Raw genomic sequence first — 14,208 nt, 5'->3', positions numbered from 1 at the left:
TGAAGACGATGGATTATTTGCAGCAACCGCAGGCTATTGAAGCCAAAAGTTTTGTCATTATCGGCGAGATTATCCAGCAAACCCGCCCCGATTTTCGTTTTGCCAGCCCGCTGCATGAGGCGGTAATCAAACGGGTCATCCACACCACCGCTGACTTCGACTGGCTCGATATTTTGTGGTTTTCCAGTGATGCGCTGCAACGCTTGTGCGGGGCGATAACGCAAGGCTGCACCCTTTATACCGACACCACGATGGCGCTTGCCGGCATTAATAAGCGGCTGCTGGCGGAGTTTGGCGGCGAAGTGCGTTGCTATATCTCCGATCCACGCGTAGTACGTAAAGCCAAAGAGGAGGGGATCACCCGTTCGATGGCGGCGGTCGATCTGGCGCTGACGGAAGCGGAAGAGAAAATCTTTGTTTTCGGCAATGCGCCCACGGCTTTGTTCCGCCTGCTGGAACATAAGGTGCCCGTCAGCGGCGTGGTCGGCGTGCCGGTCGGTTTTGTTGGCGCAGCGGAATCGAAAGAAGCGCTGGTAGAGAGCGGTTTGCCCGCCATTGCCGCGCAGGGTCGTAAGGGCGGCAGCAATGTGGCGGCGGCAATTATTAATGCGCTGCTCTATCACTTGCAGGCGGCGCAATGAGCCAGTCCTTCGACGACCCGGTGTGGCACAACGGTAAAGCCCTGCGCAAAGGCTATACCACCGGCTCCTGCGCCACCGCAGCGGCAAAAGTCGCCGCGTTGATGGTGCTGCGCCAGCACATCATTCACCAGGTCTCGATTGTCACCCCCTCCGGCGTCACCCTGCATCTGAATGTGGAATCGCCGCACATTGAAGGCCAGCAGGCGATTGCCGCCATTCGCAAAGACGGCGGCGACGATGTGGATGCCACCCACGGTATGCTGATCTTTGCCCGCGTCACGCTCACCGATGATGAACAGATTGTTCTGCGCGGCGGTGAAGGTGTGGGTACCGTCACCCGCAAAGGTATTGGCCTGGCGGTGGGGGAAGCGGCTATCAACCGCACGCCGCGTCAGACCATCGAAGCCGCCGTACGCGAAGTGATTGGCCCCACGCGCGGCGCGCAGGTGGAAATTTTTGCCCCGGAAGGCGAAGAGCGGGCGAAGAAAACCTACAACGGCAGGCTTGGCATTCTCGGCGGTATTTCGATTATTGGTACCACCGGTATCGTGACGCCGATGTCGGAAGAGAGCTGGAAACGCTCGCTGTCGCTGGAGCTGGAGCTAAAACGCGCGGGCGGAATGGAACGGGTGATCCTCGTCCCGGGCAACCACGGCGAGCGCTTCGTGCGTGAGCAGCTTGGCGTCTCCGGCGAACGGGTAGTGACGATGAGCAACTTCGTTGGCTACATGATTGAAGAGGCGGTGCGTCTGGGCTACCGGCAGATCGTACTGGTTGGCCATCCCGGCAAGCTGGTGAAAATCGCCGCCGGTATTTTTCATACCCACAGCCATATCGCGGATGCGCGGATGGAGACGCTGGTCGCACACCTGGCGCTGCTCGGCGCGCCGCATGATCTGCTGCTGAAGGTCAGCGACTGCGACACCACTGAAGCGGCAATGGAGTACATCGACGCTGCCGGGTTCAGCCATCTTTACACGCATCTGGCGCAGCGGATCTGCCTGCGCATCGCGCAGATGCTGCGTTTCACGCAAAACCCGCCGCAGTGTGATGCGGTGCTGTTCTCTTTTGATAACAAAGTGCTGGGCGCGAATCGCCCGGTTGAAGAGATTGCCGGAGAGCTGAAATGTTGACCATTGCCGGCATGGGGCCGGGTAACCTCGCGCTGATGACGCCGCAGGCGCTGGAGGCCGTGGCGCAGGCCGACGTGCTGGTCGGCGGCAAACGCCATCTGGCGCAGTTTGCCGATTTTCGCGGTGAAGTTCGCGTACTGGATGCTGACATCCCCGGCCTGCTGGCGTGGCTTGAGCAGCAACAGCAGCGGCGCGTGGTGGTGCTGGCTTCCGGCGATCCGCTGTTTTACGGCATCGGCACCCGGCTGGTGGCGCATTTCGGTATCGGGCAGTTGCGCATTATTCCCGGTATCAGCGCCGTGCAATATCTCTGCGCACGCACGGGCATCGATATGAATGACATCTGGCTCACCAGCAGCCACGGGCGGGCAGTGGATTTCGACGCGCTGGCCCGCGCGCGCAAAGTGGCGATGGTCACTGACGCAAAGTGCGGGCCAAAAGCGATTGCGGAGGCATTGTTGGCGCGCGGCGCAGAAAAGTGCTGGCTGGTGATCGGTGAAAACTTAGGGCTGGAAGATGAGCGCATCCACCGGCTGCGTCCGGCGGAAGTACAGGCCGAATATGCGATGAATGTGGTGGTGATCCTCAATGAAAGATGAGCTGTTTATCCGTGGTGAAAAGGTGCCGATGACCAAAGAGGCGGTGCGTGCGCTGGCGCTGTCGAAGCTGGAATTGCATCGCGCGCAGCACCTGATCGATATCGGCGCCGGTACCGGCAGCGTCAGCATTGAAGCGGCGCTGGCGCATCCGGGCTTGCAGGTTACCGCCATCGAGCGTAACCCGGCGGCGCTGAATCTGCTGGAAGAGAACTGCCTGCACTTTGGCTGTCGCAACATTGCCATCGTCACCGGCGCTGCGCCGCTGTTTGTCGAGCGGCTTGCCGACGCGGTGTTTATCGGCGGCAGCGGCGGCAACCTGACGCAACTGATTGACTGGTCGCTGGCGCAGCTTCACCCCGGCGGACGGCTGGTGATGACCTTTATTTTGCAGGAGAACCTTAACAGCGCGCTCTCGCACCTGCGCACCCTGCGGGTTGCTGCGCTGGATTGCCAGCAAATCCAGGTCTCCCTGCTCACCGGGCTGGGCAGCGGTCACTACTTCAAAGCGAATAATCCTGTCTTTTTGATTTCCTGCGAAAAGGAGAAGCAGCATGCCTGATAACGCTGATGCACAAACGGTCTGGTTTGTCGGTGCCGGGCCGGGCGATCGCGAACTGATCACCCTGAAAGGCTACCGGCTGTTGCAACAGGCTCAGGTGGTGATTTACGCCGGATCGCTCATCAACACCGAACTGCTGGAGTATTGCCCGGCTGGCGCGGTCTGCCATGACAGCGCCGAACTGCATCTTGCGCAAATTATCGACCTGATGGAAGCCGGAGTGAAAGCCGGGAAAGTCGTGGTGCGTCTGCAAACCGGCGATGTTTCGCTTTACGGCTCGGTGCGTGAGCAGGGGGAAGAACTGACCCGGCGCGGCATCCAGTGGCAGGTCGTGCCGGGCGTCAGCGCGTTTCTCGGCGCGGCGGCAGAATTGGGCGTTGAGTACACCGTCCCGGAAGTGTCGCAGAGCCTGATCATTACCCGCCTGGAAGGGCGTACGCCGGTGCCGGAGCGCGAGCAGCTTGAATCCTTCGCCAGCCATCAGACATCGATGGCTATCTACCTTTCCGTGCAGCGCATCCACCGCGTGGCGGAGCGCTTAATGGAAGGCGGCTATCCGCAGACCACGCCGGTGGCGGTGATCTACAAAGCCACATGGCCCGAGAGCCAGACGGTACGCGGCACGCTGGCCGATATCGGCGACAAAGTGCGTGAAGCAGGCATCCGTAAAACTGCGCTGATCCTTGTTGGCGCATTTCTTGGCGAGGAGTACCACTACTCGCGGCTTTATGCGGCGGACTTCAGCCATGAATACCGTAAAGCCTGAATCGATTGCGCTGTTCTGCCTGACGCCGGGCGGTTTGGCGCTGGCGAGCCGTCTGAAAGCGGCGTTGCCGATGACCTGTTTTACCAGCGAGAAATTGCTCACCGACGGCTTTCAGCCCTTTGCAGGCAGCTTTGCGCAGAGCCTGCGCGAGGCCTTTTGCCACTATTCAGCGGTGGTGTTTATCGGCGCAACGGGCATTGCCGTACGGGCGATTGCCCCGCTGGTCAACGACAAATTTCTCGATCCGGCGGTGATCGTGATTGATGAACGCGGCCAGCATGCGATCAGCCTGCTTTCCGGCCACTACGGCGGCGGGAACGCGCTGACGCGTTATCTGGCGGGCGTACTGGATGCCGATCCGGTGATCACCACGGCGACCGACGTAAACGAACTGGCGGCGCTGGATACGCTGGCCTGTCAGCTTGATGCGCGGATGGCGGATTTTCGCGCGGCGGTCAAGACCATCAACCACATGCTGGTCAGCGGTAAACGCATCGGCCTGTGGTGTGAAGAGACGCTGCGTGAGGAAGTGGCACGCTGCGACACGCGGGGTTTTATCCCCGTCACGCGGCTCGACGCCCTGCCGGAACTGGACGGGCTGGTCTGCGTGTCCATCCGGGCGCAACTGCCCGCGCTGCCCGTGCCGGTGTTCAAACTGGTGCCAAAACGCGTGGTCGCAGGGATCGGCTGTCGGCGCGATACGCCGTTTGCCTTGCTGTCGGCGTTACTACAACGCCAGTTTCAGGTGCAGGCCTTCGATCCGCTGGCGTTGCGGGCGATTGGCAGCATCAGCTTAAAGCAGGATGAGAAAGGGTTACTGCAACTGGCTGAGAGCCTGCGGGTGCCGTTTGAAATTTTTACCGCGCAGGCGCTGCGTCAGCACGAGCATCGCTTTCCGGCCTCGGACTTTGTCCGGCAGACCGCGGGCGTGGGTAGCGTTTCCGGCCCTGCTGCCTGGCTGATGAGCCAGGGGCAACTGGTCGGTGAGACCCTGCGGGAGCAGGGCGTGACAATTACTTTGGGAGTTTCGCACTGATGTTAACGGTAATCGGGATTGGCCCTGGCTCACAGGCAATGATGACCATGGAGGCCATCGAAGCGCTACAGGCGGCGGAAATTGTGGTGGGCTACAAAACCTATACCCACCTCGTCAAAGCCTTCACCGGCGATAAGCAGGTGATCAAAACCGGTATGTGCAAAGAGATTGAGCGCTGCCAGGCGGCAATCGAGCTGGCGCAGGCCGGGCATAACGTGGCGCTGGTCAGCAGCGGCGACGCCGGGATCTACGGCATGGCCGGGCTGGTGCTCGAACTGGTCAACAAGCAACAGCTGGATGTAGAAGTGCGGCTGGTGCCGGGCATGACCGCCAGCATCGCCGCCGCTGCGCTGCTGGGCGCGCCGTTGATGCACGACTTCTGCCATATCAGCCTGAGCGACCTGATGACGCCGTGGCCGGTTATCGAAAAGCGCATTATCGCGGCCGGCGAGGCGGACTTTGTCATCTGCTTCTACAACCCACGCAGCCGGGGCCGCGAAGGGCATCTGGCGCGAGCATTCGAACTGCTGGCGGCCAGCAAAAGCGCCAATACGCCGGTGGGCGTGGTGAAGTCTGCCGGGCGCAAGAAAGAGGAAAAATGGCTGACCACGCTCGGCGAGATGGATTTTGCACCCGTTGATATGACCAGCCTGGTGATTGTCGGTAACCGTGCCACCTATGTGCAAAACGGTCTGATGATCACCCCACGCGGTTACACCCTGTGACAGCAGGCGAGGTGTTGGTGATTGGCGGCACCAGCGATGCGCGGCTGATTTGCCAGCAACTGGATGAAGCCGGAGTGCGTTACACGCTGTCGGTCGCCACGCCGACTGGCGCACAGCTGGCAGGCAACATTCGCGGTCAGGTGCGCTGCGGGCGGCTGGAGAGGGGCGAGATGGTTACGTGGCTCAAACAGAACGGCACGCGCTGGGTGATCGATGCTTCGCACCCCTACGCCGACGTGGTCAGCCGCAATATTGCCCACGCCTGCAACGAGGCGCAGGTGTTGCTGAGTCGTTATCAGCGTCCGGAACAACAGCCGGAGCTGCAACATCCGCTGCTGTTCAATGTCGCTACGCTGGAGGACGCCTGCGCCAAAGCCCGTAACCTGGGGGAGCGCATCTTGCTGACCACCGGCAGCAAAGATCTGGCGCGCTGGCGCGACGGATTGCCGGGGAAAACGCTGCTGGCGCGCGTGCTGCCCGTGGCGGATGTGCTGGCGCAGTGCGCAGCGCTGGGGTTCGGCGTGGGTGAGATCTTCGCGCTGTGCGGCCCGTTTAGCGCTGAATTTAACGCCGCGTTTTATCGCCAGTACCGCGTTGAGGTGATGATCACCAAAGCCTCCGGCGCGGAAGGCGGTTATCTGGAAAAAGTACAGCCTGCGCTGGATGCTGGCATCCCGTGCATTGTGATTGCCAGGCCGCAACCGCGGGTCGTAGGCGACGAGTTACTCAACAGTCAGGATGCCTTTGCCGGACGCTTGCAACGCTGGCTGGCGGCACAGTGAGGAGAACAGAATGAAGAAAGCCCTTCTGGTAGTGAGCTTTGGCACCAGCTATCGCGACACCTGTGAAAAGAATATTGTCGCCTGCGAGCGCGATCTGGCGGCGAGCTGCCCGGATCGTGCGCTGTTTCGCGCCTTTACCTCCGGGATGATCATTCGCAAGCTCAAACAGCGCGACAACCTGCATATCGACACGCCGCTGGAGGCGCTGCAAAAGCTGGCGGAGCAGGGGTATCAGGATGTGGCGATCCAGTCGCTGCACATTATCAACGGCGACGAATACGAAAAAATCGTTCGTGAAGTCCAGACGCTGCGCCCGCTGTTCAAACGGCTGGTGATTGGCGCGCCGCTGCTCAGCAGCCACGAAGATTATCTGCATCTGATGCAGGCGCTCTCCCGGCAGATGCCGCAGGTCGTGGCCGATGAGCGCGTGGTGTTTATGGGCCACGGCGCCAGCCATCACGCTTTTGCGGCTTACGCCTGCCTCGACCATATGATGGCGGCTCACCGTTTTCCGGCGCGGGTTGGCGCGGTAGAGAGCTACCCGGAAATCGATCTGTTGATCGACGGCCTGCGTCATGAAGGGGTGAAAGCGGTGCACCTGATGCCATTGATGCTGGTGGCGGGCGATCACGCAATCAACGACATGGCCTCGGATGACGATGATTCGTGGAAGACGCAGTTTGAGCGCGTCGGTATTGCTGCGACGCCGTGGTTACAGGGCTTAGGCGAGAATGCCGATGTGCGTGCGATGTTCGTCCAGCATCTGCATCAGGCGCTGGCGCAGGTGATGGAGGTCGCAGCATGAGCGGTAAACTCTACGCGCTGAGTACCGGCCCTGGTGCTACCGATCTGATCACCGTGCGCGGCGCGCGCATTCTTGGAAAGCTCGATGTGCTGTATGCCCCGGCCGGGCGCAAAGGCGGCGACAGCCTGGCGCTTTCCATTGTGCGCGAGTACCTCGGCGCGCAGACCGAAGTCCGCTGCTGCCACTTTCCAATGAGCGCTGACAGCGCGGAAAAAGAAGCGGTGTGGGACGACGTCGCCGCCGCGCTGGCCGCGGAAGTCCAGGCCGGTAAACAGGTAGGGTTTATTACCCTCGGCGATGCAATGCTGTTCAGCACCTGGGTATTCCTGCTGCAACGGCTTGGCCAGCCGCAGTGGCTGGAGATTGTGCCAGGCGTCACGTCGTTTGCCGCCATTGCCGCACGCGCGCAGGTGCCGCTGGCGATGGAGCAACAGTCGCTGGGCGTGGTGTCCTGCACCGCGCCGGAAGATGAAATCCGCCAGGCGTTACAGCAACACGACAGCCTGGTACTGATGAAAGTCTATGGCCGTTTTGCCCGTATCAAAGCGTTGCTGGCGCAAGCGGGGCTGCTGGAGCACGCCCTGATGATGGCGGAAGCCACCCTGCCCGGCGAGCAGTGCTGGCGGCAGCTTAGCGAGGTTCGCGATGATCAGCCGCTGCCCTATTTTTCGACCATTCTGGTGAATAAACAGTGGGAGAGAAGATGAAAACGCAACAACTGAAACAGCTGTCGTACAGCGGGCTTGCCGCTGCGCTGCTGCTGATGGTGGTGCCGCAGGAGGCCTTCGCCATGCATATTATGGAGGGCTTTCTGCCGCCGATGTGGGCGCTGGCGTGGTGGGTGCTGTTCCTGCCGTGCCTGTGGTACGGGCTGGTGTGCCTGCGTCGCATTGTGGCGGACGATACCAACCAGAAGGTGCTGCTGGCGCTGTGCGGCGCGTTTATTTTTGTCCTGTCGGCGCTGAAGATCCCGTCGGTGACCGGAAGCTGTTCGCACCCGACCGGCGTCGGGCTGGCGGTGATCCTGTTTGGCCCCGGCGTGGTGGCGATTCTTGGCGCGATTGTGCTGCTGTTTCAGGCTTTGTTGCTGGCGCACGGCGGGCTGACCACGCTTGGCGCCAATGGCATGTCGATGGCGGTCATTGGCCCCGTTGTCGGCTATGTAGTGTGGAAACTGGCCTGCCGGGCGGGTTTTCGCCGCGATGTGGCGGTGTTTCTCTGCGCCATGCTGGCGGATCTGGCGACCTACTTTATTACCTCGGTGCAGCTGGGCGTGGCATTCCCGGATCCACAAAGTGGGGCAATCGGCTCGATCGTGAAATTTATGGGCATCTTTTGTCTGACGCAAATTCCGATTGCCATTGCGGAAGGGTTGCTGACGGTGATGATTTACGATCAGCTCGTCAAACGACAGCTGATCGCTGCAAGGGAGCATTAAGATGAAAAAGACCCTGATCCTGCTGGCGATGGTGATCGCCCTGATGGTGCTGCCGTTCTTTATCAATCACGGTGGTGAATATGGCGGTTCCGACAACCAGGCGGAAAGCCAGATCCAGGCGATTGCGCCCCATTACCAGCCGTGGTTCCAGCCGCTGTATGAGCCAGCAAGCAGCGAAATTGAAAGCCTGCTTTTTACCCTGCAAGGCTCGATGGGCGCCGCGGTCATTTTCTACATCCTCGGTTATATGAAAGGCAGGCAGCGTGATCGCGAACGGTCTTGATCGGCTGAGTTATCAGAGCCGCTGGCTTCACGTTGCGCCGGAGCGTAAGTTCCTGTTCTGGTTGCTGATGATGGTGCTGGCCTTTTCCCTGCCGCCGTTCGGGCAGGGGATGTTGCTGGTGGCGCTGGCGATTTTTACCTGCTGGCTGCTGCGCGTTTCTCTCTGGCGCTGGCTGCGCTGGATGGCTCTGCCGATGGGCTTTTTGCTGGTTGGCGTGGTGACGATTCTGTTCAGCGTGACGCGCGAGCCGCAGCAGCTATTGTACGGCGTGCATCTGGGCAGCGTCTGGATCGGCGTAACGCCGCAGGGGCTGGCGTCAGCTAACTCAACGTTATGGCGCAGTCTCGCCGCGCTGGCGGCAACCTTCTGGCTGGTGCTCAATCTGACCTTTCCGCAACTGATTCTCTTGCTCAAACGCGGGCGCGTACCGCGCTTGCTGACCGAACAGATCCTGCTCACCTGGCGCTTTATCTTTATCCTGCTCGAAGAGGCGGCGGCGCTTCACCGTGCGCAGACGCTGCGCTTTGGTTATCGCACCTTGCCGCAGAGCTACCGCTCGCTGGCGATGCTGGTGAGCCTGTTATTTACCCGCGTGCTGTTGCGCTACAAAGCGCTGGCGACCACGCTGGATATCAAACTTTATCAGGGTGATTTTCACCTGTAGGGACGAGGCATGCTGGCATGTGAAAATCTGTGGTTCAGTTACCAGGATGCGCCGACGCTGAAAGGGCTGACGCTCGATTTTTCCCGCCAGCCGGTGACCGGGCTGATCGGCGCCAACGGCTGCGGGAAATCAACACTGTTTATGAACCTGAACGGTATCCTGCGCCCGCAAAAAGGGGCGGTACTGTGGCAGGGAAAACCGCTCGATTACAGCAAGCGTGGGTTGCTGGCGCTGCGCCAGCAGGTGACCACCGTCTTTCAGGACCCCGATCAGCAGATCTTCTATACCGATATCGACAGCGACATCGCCTTCAGCCTGCGCAACATTGGCGTGGCGGAAGCAGAGATCGCGCGCCGCGTCGATGACGCCCTGACGCTGGTGGATGCGCAATCCTTCCGTCAGCAGCCGATCCAGTGCCTGAGCCACGGGCAGAAAAAGCGCGTCGCCATCGCTGGCGCGCTGGTGATGCAGGCAAAATATCTGCTGCTGGATGAGCCCACCGCGGGTCTTGATCCCGCCGGGCGCGCGCAGATGATGGCGCTCATCCGCCGCATTGTCGCGCAGGGAAATCATGTGGTGATCTCCAGCCACGATATTGATTTGATTTATGAAATTTGTGATGCAGTCTATGTGCTGCATCACGGCGAATGTCTGACGCAGGGAACGCCTGCCGAGGTGTTTGCCCACCGCGCACTGGTTGAGAAAGCCGGTCTGACGCAGCCGTGGCTGGTAAAACTGCACAGCGAGCTGGGTTTGCCGCTGTGTAAAAGTGAAGATGAATTTTATGCCCGCATGCGGGCGATGCGGGTTAAGGAGGCGTCATGACGCTGGCGATTATGTTGCAGGGCACCGCCTCGGACGTGGGTAAAAGCGTGCTGGTGGCCGGGCTGTGCCGCATTTTTTATCAGGATGGGCTGAAAACCGCCCCCTTTAAATCGCAGAACATGGCGCTCAATTCCGGTATCACGCCGGATGGCCAGGAGATGGGGCGCGCGCAAATATTCCAGGCGGAAGCGGCGGGTATCGTGCCGGATGTGCGTATGAACCCGGTGCTGCTTAAACCCACCAGCGACCGTAAAGCGCAGGTGGTGCTGATGGGCAAAGTGGCGACCGACATGGATGCCGTCAGCTATCACGATTACAAGCCGCATCTGCGGGCGCAGATTATGCGCGTCTGGCAAAGCCTGGCGCAGGAGTACGACGCGCTGGTGCTGGAAGGGGCAGGCAGCCCGGCGGAGATCAACCTGCGCGATCGGGATATTGTCAATATGGGCATGGCGGAGATGGCCGCGTGCCCGGTTATCCTGGTGGCGGATATCGATCGCGGCGGCGTCTTTGCGGCCATTTACGGTACGCTGGCGCTGCTCCAGCCGCATGAACGCTGGCGGGTAAAAGGGGTGATCATCAATAAATTTCGCGGCGACGTCGCGCTACTGACGCCGGGCATAAAACAGATTGAAGAACTGACGGGCGTTCCGGTGATCGGTGTGATGCCGTGGCTGGAGGTCGACCTCGAAGATGAAGATGGCGTGGCGCTGCAACGAGGCAAATACCTGAGCACCGCCGAGCGGGCGCTGGATATTGCGGTGGTGCAGCTTCCGCATATTTCCAACTTCACCGATTTTAACGCGCTGGCGGCGCAGCCGGATGTACGCGTGCACTATGTCCGCTCGCCCGATGCGTTGCAGGGCGCGGATCTGGTGATTTTACCCGGCAGTAAAAACACCCTCGGCGATCTGAACTGGCTGCGTGAAAGCGGGCTGGCGAAGGCGCTGCTTGCCAGGCATCGCGCGGGCGGACCGACGATCGGCGTTTGCGGGGGGTACCAGATGCTCGGCGAGACGATCGTCGATGAGGTGGAATCCGGGCTGGGTACGCAGCCGGGGCTGGGGCTGCTCAATACCGTAACCCATTTCGCACAGGATAAAACCACCACGCTTGTTGAGGCCCGTTTGCCGGAGGCATTGCCCGGCTGGCTGGCGAACTGCGCCGGGCTGGCGCTGCGCGGATATGAGATCCATATGGGCGAAACCACATTGCAAAGCGGTTGCCGCCCGGCGCTGTGGTTAGCGAAAAACGGTCAGCGCGTGGCGGATGGCGCGGTCAGCGATGATGGCCTGGTGTTTGGTACTTATCTGCACGGCCTGTTCGACAGCGATGCGTTTACCCGCGCGTTGCTGAACGGCCTGCGCGAGCGTAAAGGGCTGGGGCCGCTCGATATCGCCGTGAATTATGCCGACTATAAAGCGCAGCAGTTTGATATCCTCGCCGACGCCATGCGCAAGCATGTCGACATCGATCGTATTTACCAGATTATGCAGCAACATCAGGAGCAAACATGTTAACCCTTGTTACCGGCGGGGCGCGCAGCGGTAAGAGCCGCCACGCCGAGTCGCTGGTCGCAGACGCCAGCCGCGTACTCTATATCGCCACTTCGCAGATCTTTGATCAGGAGATGGCGGCGCGTATTGCGCACCACCGGGCGAGCCGTCCGGCCCACTGGCGTACCGAAGAGCGCTGGCAGCAGCTGGCGGAGATCATTACGCCCGACAACGATAGCCGCGAAGCCGTGCTGCTGGAGTGCATCACTACGCTTGCGACCAATCTGCTGTTTGCCTTTGGCGGCGAGAGTGACCCGGAACAGTGGGATTACGCCGCGCTGGAAACGCAGGTGCAGCAGGAAATTGAGGTGCTGATAGCCGCCTGCGCGGCCTGCCCGTCGCCGGTGGTGCTGGTCACCAATGAAGTGGGGATGGGGATTGTGCCGGAAAACCGCCTCGCGCGGCATTTCCGCGATATAGCCGGGCGCGTCAATCAGCGGCTGGCGCAGGCGGCGGATCACGTCTGGCTGGTGGTGTCCGGGATTGGAGTCAAAATCAAATGAAACTGTTCTTTGCCACGCTGTCATTTATTAGCCGTCTGCCGGTGCCAGAGCGTTGGGTGCAGGGGCTGGATGTCGCCGATTATGTGCGCGGGATTGTCACTTTTCCCCTGGTCGGCGTGCTGCTGGGCGCTATTAGCGGCGGCGTACTGGTGATATTGCAGCCGTGGTGCGGCGCACCGCTGGCGGCACTGTTCTGCGTGCTGGCGCTGGCGTTGCTGACCGGCGGCTTCCATCTTGATGGTCTTGCCGATACCTGCGACGGCGTCTTTTCCGCCCGGCGGCGCGAGCGGATGCTGGAGATCATGCGCGACAGCCGTCTCGGCACCCATGGCGGTCTGGCGCTGGTCTTCGTGCTGGCCGCGAAAATCCTCACCCTTAGCGAACTGCAACTGCGTGATGCGCCGATGATCGCAGCACTTGCGGCGGCCTGTGCCGCCGGGCGCGGCTGCGCGGTGCTACTGATGTTCGGTCATCGCTACGCCCGCGAAGAGGGGCTCGGCAATCTGTTTATCGGCAAAGTGTCGGGGCGCGATACGTCAGTCACGCTCATGATTACCGCGCTGGTCACGATCGGGTTGCTGGGCGCGAAAGGGATTGTGGCGCTGCTGGTGACTCTGGCGGCGGTATTTCTGCTCGGGCAGATGCTGAAGCGCACGCTTGGCGGGCAGACCGGCGATACGCTCGGTGCCGCCATTGAACTGGGCGAACTGATTTTTCTTCTGGCGCTGTTATAACCAGCCCACAACATAACGAGAAACAGCATGCAGACATTAACGACATTACTGGCAAGCATTCCGGCACCCGATGACGAGGCGATGGCGCAGGCCCAGGTTCATCTGGATGGTTTACTGAAGCCGCCTGGCAGCCTGGGGCGACTGGAAGCATTAGCGGTACAACTGGCCGGTATGCCGGGGCTGAATGGCGCGCCGGGCATCGGCGAAAAAGCGATTGTGGTGATGTGCGCCGATCACGGCGTCTGGCATGAAGGCGTGGCGATTTCACCGCAGGTGGTGACCGCGATTCAGGCGGCAAACATGACGCAAGGCACCACGGGCGTTTGTGTGCTGGCGGCGCAGGCCGGGGCGAAAGTACACGTGCTGGATGTTGGTATTGATGCCGATCCGATCCCGGGTCTTGTCAATATGAAGGTTGCGCGTGGCAGCGGGAATATCGCCAGCGGCCCGGCGATGAGCCGCGAGCAGGCGCAGGAACTGCTGCTGGAAACGATGCGTTATACCCGCGAGCTGGCAGCGCAGGGCGTGACGCTGTTTGGCGTTGGCGAACTGGGGATGGCCAATACCACGCCAGCCGCGGCGATTGTCAGCGTGCTGACCGGCGAAGCGCCGGAATCGGTGGTCGGGATCGGCGCCAATCTGCCGGAAACGCTGCTCGGGCATAAAGCGCAGGTAGTGCGCAGAGCCATTGCGGTGAATCAGCCGGATGTTGCCGATGGTCTCGACGTGCTGGCGAAAGTGGGTGGTTACGACCTGCTCGGCATGACCGGGGTGATCCTGGGTGCAGCCACCTGCGGTTTGCCGGTGGTGCTCGACGGGTTCCTCTCTTACGCCTCGGCGCTGGCCGCCTGTCGCATTGCGCCGCAGGTGAAACCGTATCTTATTCCCTCGCATCTTTCGGCGGAAAAAGGCGCGCGCATTGCGCTCGAACATTTAGGCCTGGAGCCGTATTTCAATATGGGTATGCGACTGGGTGAGGGCAGCGGCGCGGCGCTGGCGATGCAATTAGTGGATGCGGCCTGCGCGATTTACAACAAGATGGGCACGCTGGCGGCGAGCAATATTGTGCTGCCGGAGACGAAATAGATTTTTGCCGGATGGCGCTAAACGCTTATCCAGCCAGTGAACCGGGTTCGCTTACCGTAGGCTGGATAAGGCG

At 60.9% G+C, this 14,208-nt stretch carries 18 protein-coding genes; all 18 read left to right on the top strand.

The window, feature by feature from the left end; all coding sequences use genetic code 11:
* Nucleotides 1-8 precede the first annotated feature (8 nt).
* From C0557_RS15970 to cobT, 18 genes are read left to right on the top strand one after another with little or no spacing between them, the layout of a single operon-like run.
* Complete coding sequence (locus C0557_RS15970) at nt 9-641, top strand: cobalt-precorrin-8 methylmutase (protein ID WP_208659435.1); 633 nt, start codon at nt 9-11, stop codon at nt 639-641.
* Nucleotides 638-1,774, top strand: a complete 1,137-nt coding sequence (gene cbiD, locus C0557_RS15965) for a cobalt-precorrin-5B (C(1))-methyltransferase CbiD (RefSeq protein WP_208659433.1) — start codon at nt 638-640, stop codon at nt 1,772-1,774. The genes C0557_RS15970 and cbiD overlap by 4 nt, the downstream gene beginning before the upstream one ends.
* Nucleotides 1,768-2,373, top strand: a complete 606-nt coding sequence (locus C0557_RS15960; RefSeq protein ID WP_208659431.1) for a cobalt-precorrin-7 (C(5))-methyltransferase — start codon at nt 1,768-1,770, stop codon at nt 2,371-2,373. The genes cbiD and C0557_RS15960 overlap by 7 nt, the downstream gene beginning before the upstream one ends.
* Entirely contained in the window at nt 2,363-2,932 is a 570-nt protein-coding gene (locus C0557_RS15955; protein WP_208659429.1) for a decarboxylating cobalt-precorrin-6B (C(15))-methyltransferase, read from the top strand. Before C0557_RS15960 ends, C0557_RS15955 begins: the two co-directional genes overlap by 11 nt.
* Nucleotides 2,925-3,698: a cobalt-precorrin-4 methyltransferase gene (locus C0557_RS15950; RefSeq protein ID WP_074779603.1), complete on the top strand. Its 774-nt coding sequence runs from the start codon at nt 2,925-2,927 to the stop codon at nt 3,696-3,698. The genes C0557_RS15955 and C0557_RS15950 overlap by 8 nt, the downstream gene beginning before the upstream one ends.
* On the top strand, nt 3,679-4,734 hold the full coding sequence (gene cbiG, locus C0557_RS15945; RefSeq protein ID WP_208659427.1) for a cobalt-precorrin 5A hydrolase: 1,056 nt from the start codon (nt 3,679-3,681) through the stop codon (nt 4,732-4,734). Before C0557_RS15950 ends, cbiG begins: the two co-directional genes overlap by 20 nt.
* Nucleotides 4,734-5,459 carry a precorrin-3B C(17)-methyltransferase gene (locus C0557_RS15940; protein WP_007371323.1) on the top strand — a complete coding sequence of 242 codons (726 nt, stop codon included), beginning with the start codon at nt 4,734-4,736 and terminating at the stop codon, nt 5,457-5,459. The genes cbiG and C0557_RS15940 overlap by 1 nt, the downstream gene beginning before the upstream one ends.
* Entirely contained in the window at nt 5,456-6,241 is a 786-nt protein-coding gene (locus tag C0557_RS15935; RefSeq protein ID WP_208659424.1) for a cobalt-precorrin-6A reductase, read from the top strand. The genes C0557_RS15940 and C0557_RS15935 overlap by 4 nt, the downstream gene beginning before the upstream one ends.
* A 10-nt stretch (nt 6,242-6,251) precedes the next feature.
* Complete coding sequence (locus C0557_RS15930) at nt 6,252-7,046, top strand: sirohydrochlorin cobaltochelatase (RefSeq protein WP_208659422.1); 795 nt, start codon at nt 6,252-6,254, stop codon at nt 7,044-7,046.
* Complete coding sequence (locus C0557_RS15925) at nt 7,043-7,753, top strand: cobalt-factor II C(20)-methyltransferase (protein ID WP_208659420.1); 711 nt, start codon at nt 7,043-7,045, stop codon at nt 7,751-7,753. Before C0557_RS15930 ends, C0557_RS15925 begins: the two co-directional genes overlap by 4 nt.
* Nucleotides 7,750-8,484 carry a cobalt ECF transporter S component CbiM gene (cbiM, locus tag C0557_RS15920; RefSeq protein WP_208659418.1) on the top strand — a complete coding sequence of 245 codons (735 nt, stop codon included), beginning with the start codon at nt 7,750-7,752 and terminating at the stop codon, nt 8,482-8,484. Before C0557_RS15925 ends, cbiM begins: the two co-directional genes overlap by 4 nt.
* A gap of 1 nt (nt 8,485) precedes the next feature.
* A complete protein-coding gene (locus tag C0557_RS15915) occupies nt 8,486-8,767 on the top strand; it encodes an energy-coupling factor ABC transporter substrate-binding protein (RefSeq protein ID WP_208659416.1) in 282 nt (93 codons plus the stop codon).
* Nucleotides 8,751-9,431 (top strand): energy-coupling factor ABC transporter transmembrane protein, encoded by a 681-nt coding sequence (locus C0557_RS15910; RefSeq protein WP_208662987.1) that lies wholly within the window; start codon nt 8,751-8,753, stop codon nt 9,429-9,431. The genes C0557_RS15915 and C0557_RS15910 overlap by 17 nt, the downstream gene beginning before the upstream one ends.
* A 9-nt stretch (nt 9,432-9,440) precedes the next feature.
* Nucleotides 9,441-10,256 carry an energy-coupling factor ABC transporter ATP-binding protein gene (locus C0557_RS15905; RefSeq protein WP_208659414.1) on the top strand — a complete coding sequence of 272 codons (816 nt, stop codon included), beginning with the start codon at nt 9,441-9,443 and terminating at the stop codon, nt 10,254-10,256.
* Nucleotides 10,253-11,776 carry a cobyric acid synthase gene (locus C0557_RS15900; protein WP_208659412.1) on the top strand — a complete coding sequence of 508 codons (1,524 nt, stop codon included), beginning with the start codon at nt 10,253-10,255 and terminating at the stop codon, nt 11,774-11,776. The genes C0557_RS15905 and C0557_RS15900 overlap by 4 nt, the downstream gene beginning before the upstream one ends.
* Entirely contained in the window at nt 11,770-12,315 is a 546-nt protein-coding gene (cobU, locus tag C0557_RS15895) for a bifunctional adenosylcobinamide kinase/adenosylcobinamide-phosphate guanylyltransferase (RefSeq protein ID WP_208659410.1), read from the top strand. Before C0557_RS15900 ends, cobU begins: the two co-directional genes overlap by 7 nt.
* Complete coding sequence (cobS, locus tag C0557_RS15890) at nt 12,312-13,049, top strand: adenosylcobinamide-GDP ribazoletransferase (protein ID WP_208659408.1); 738 nt, start codon at nt 12,312-12,314, stop codon at nt 13,047-13,049. Before cobU ends, cobS begins: the two co-directional genes overlap by 4 nt.
* A gap of 27 nt (nt 13,050-13,076) precedes the next feature.
* The gene (gene cobT, locus C0557_RS15885; protein ID WP_208659406.1) at nt 13,077-14,135 is read left to right on the top strand and encodes a nicotinate-nucleotide--dimethylbenzimidazole phosphoribosyltransferase; all 1,059 of its coding nucleotides are present in this window, start codon (nt 13,077-13,079) and stop codon (nt 14,133-14,135) included.
* Nucleotides 14,136-14,208: the final 73 nt, after the last annotated feature.

The sequence above is a fragment of the Kosakonia sp. MUSA4 genome, assembly GCF_013085925.1.
Taxonomy (GTDB): domain Bacteria; phylum Pseudomonadota; class Gammaproteobacteria; order Enterobacterales; family Enterobacteriaceae; genus Kosakonia; species Kosakonia sacchari_B.
This window is presented reverse-complemented; position numbering and strand designations above follow the sequence as displayed.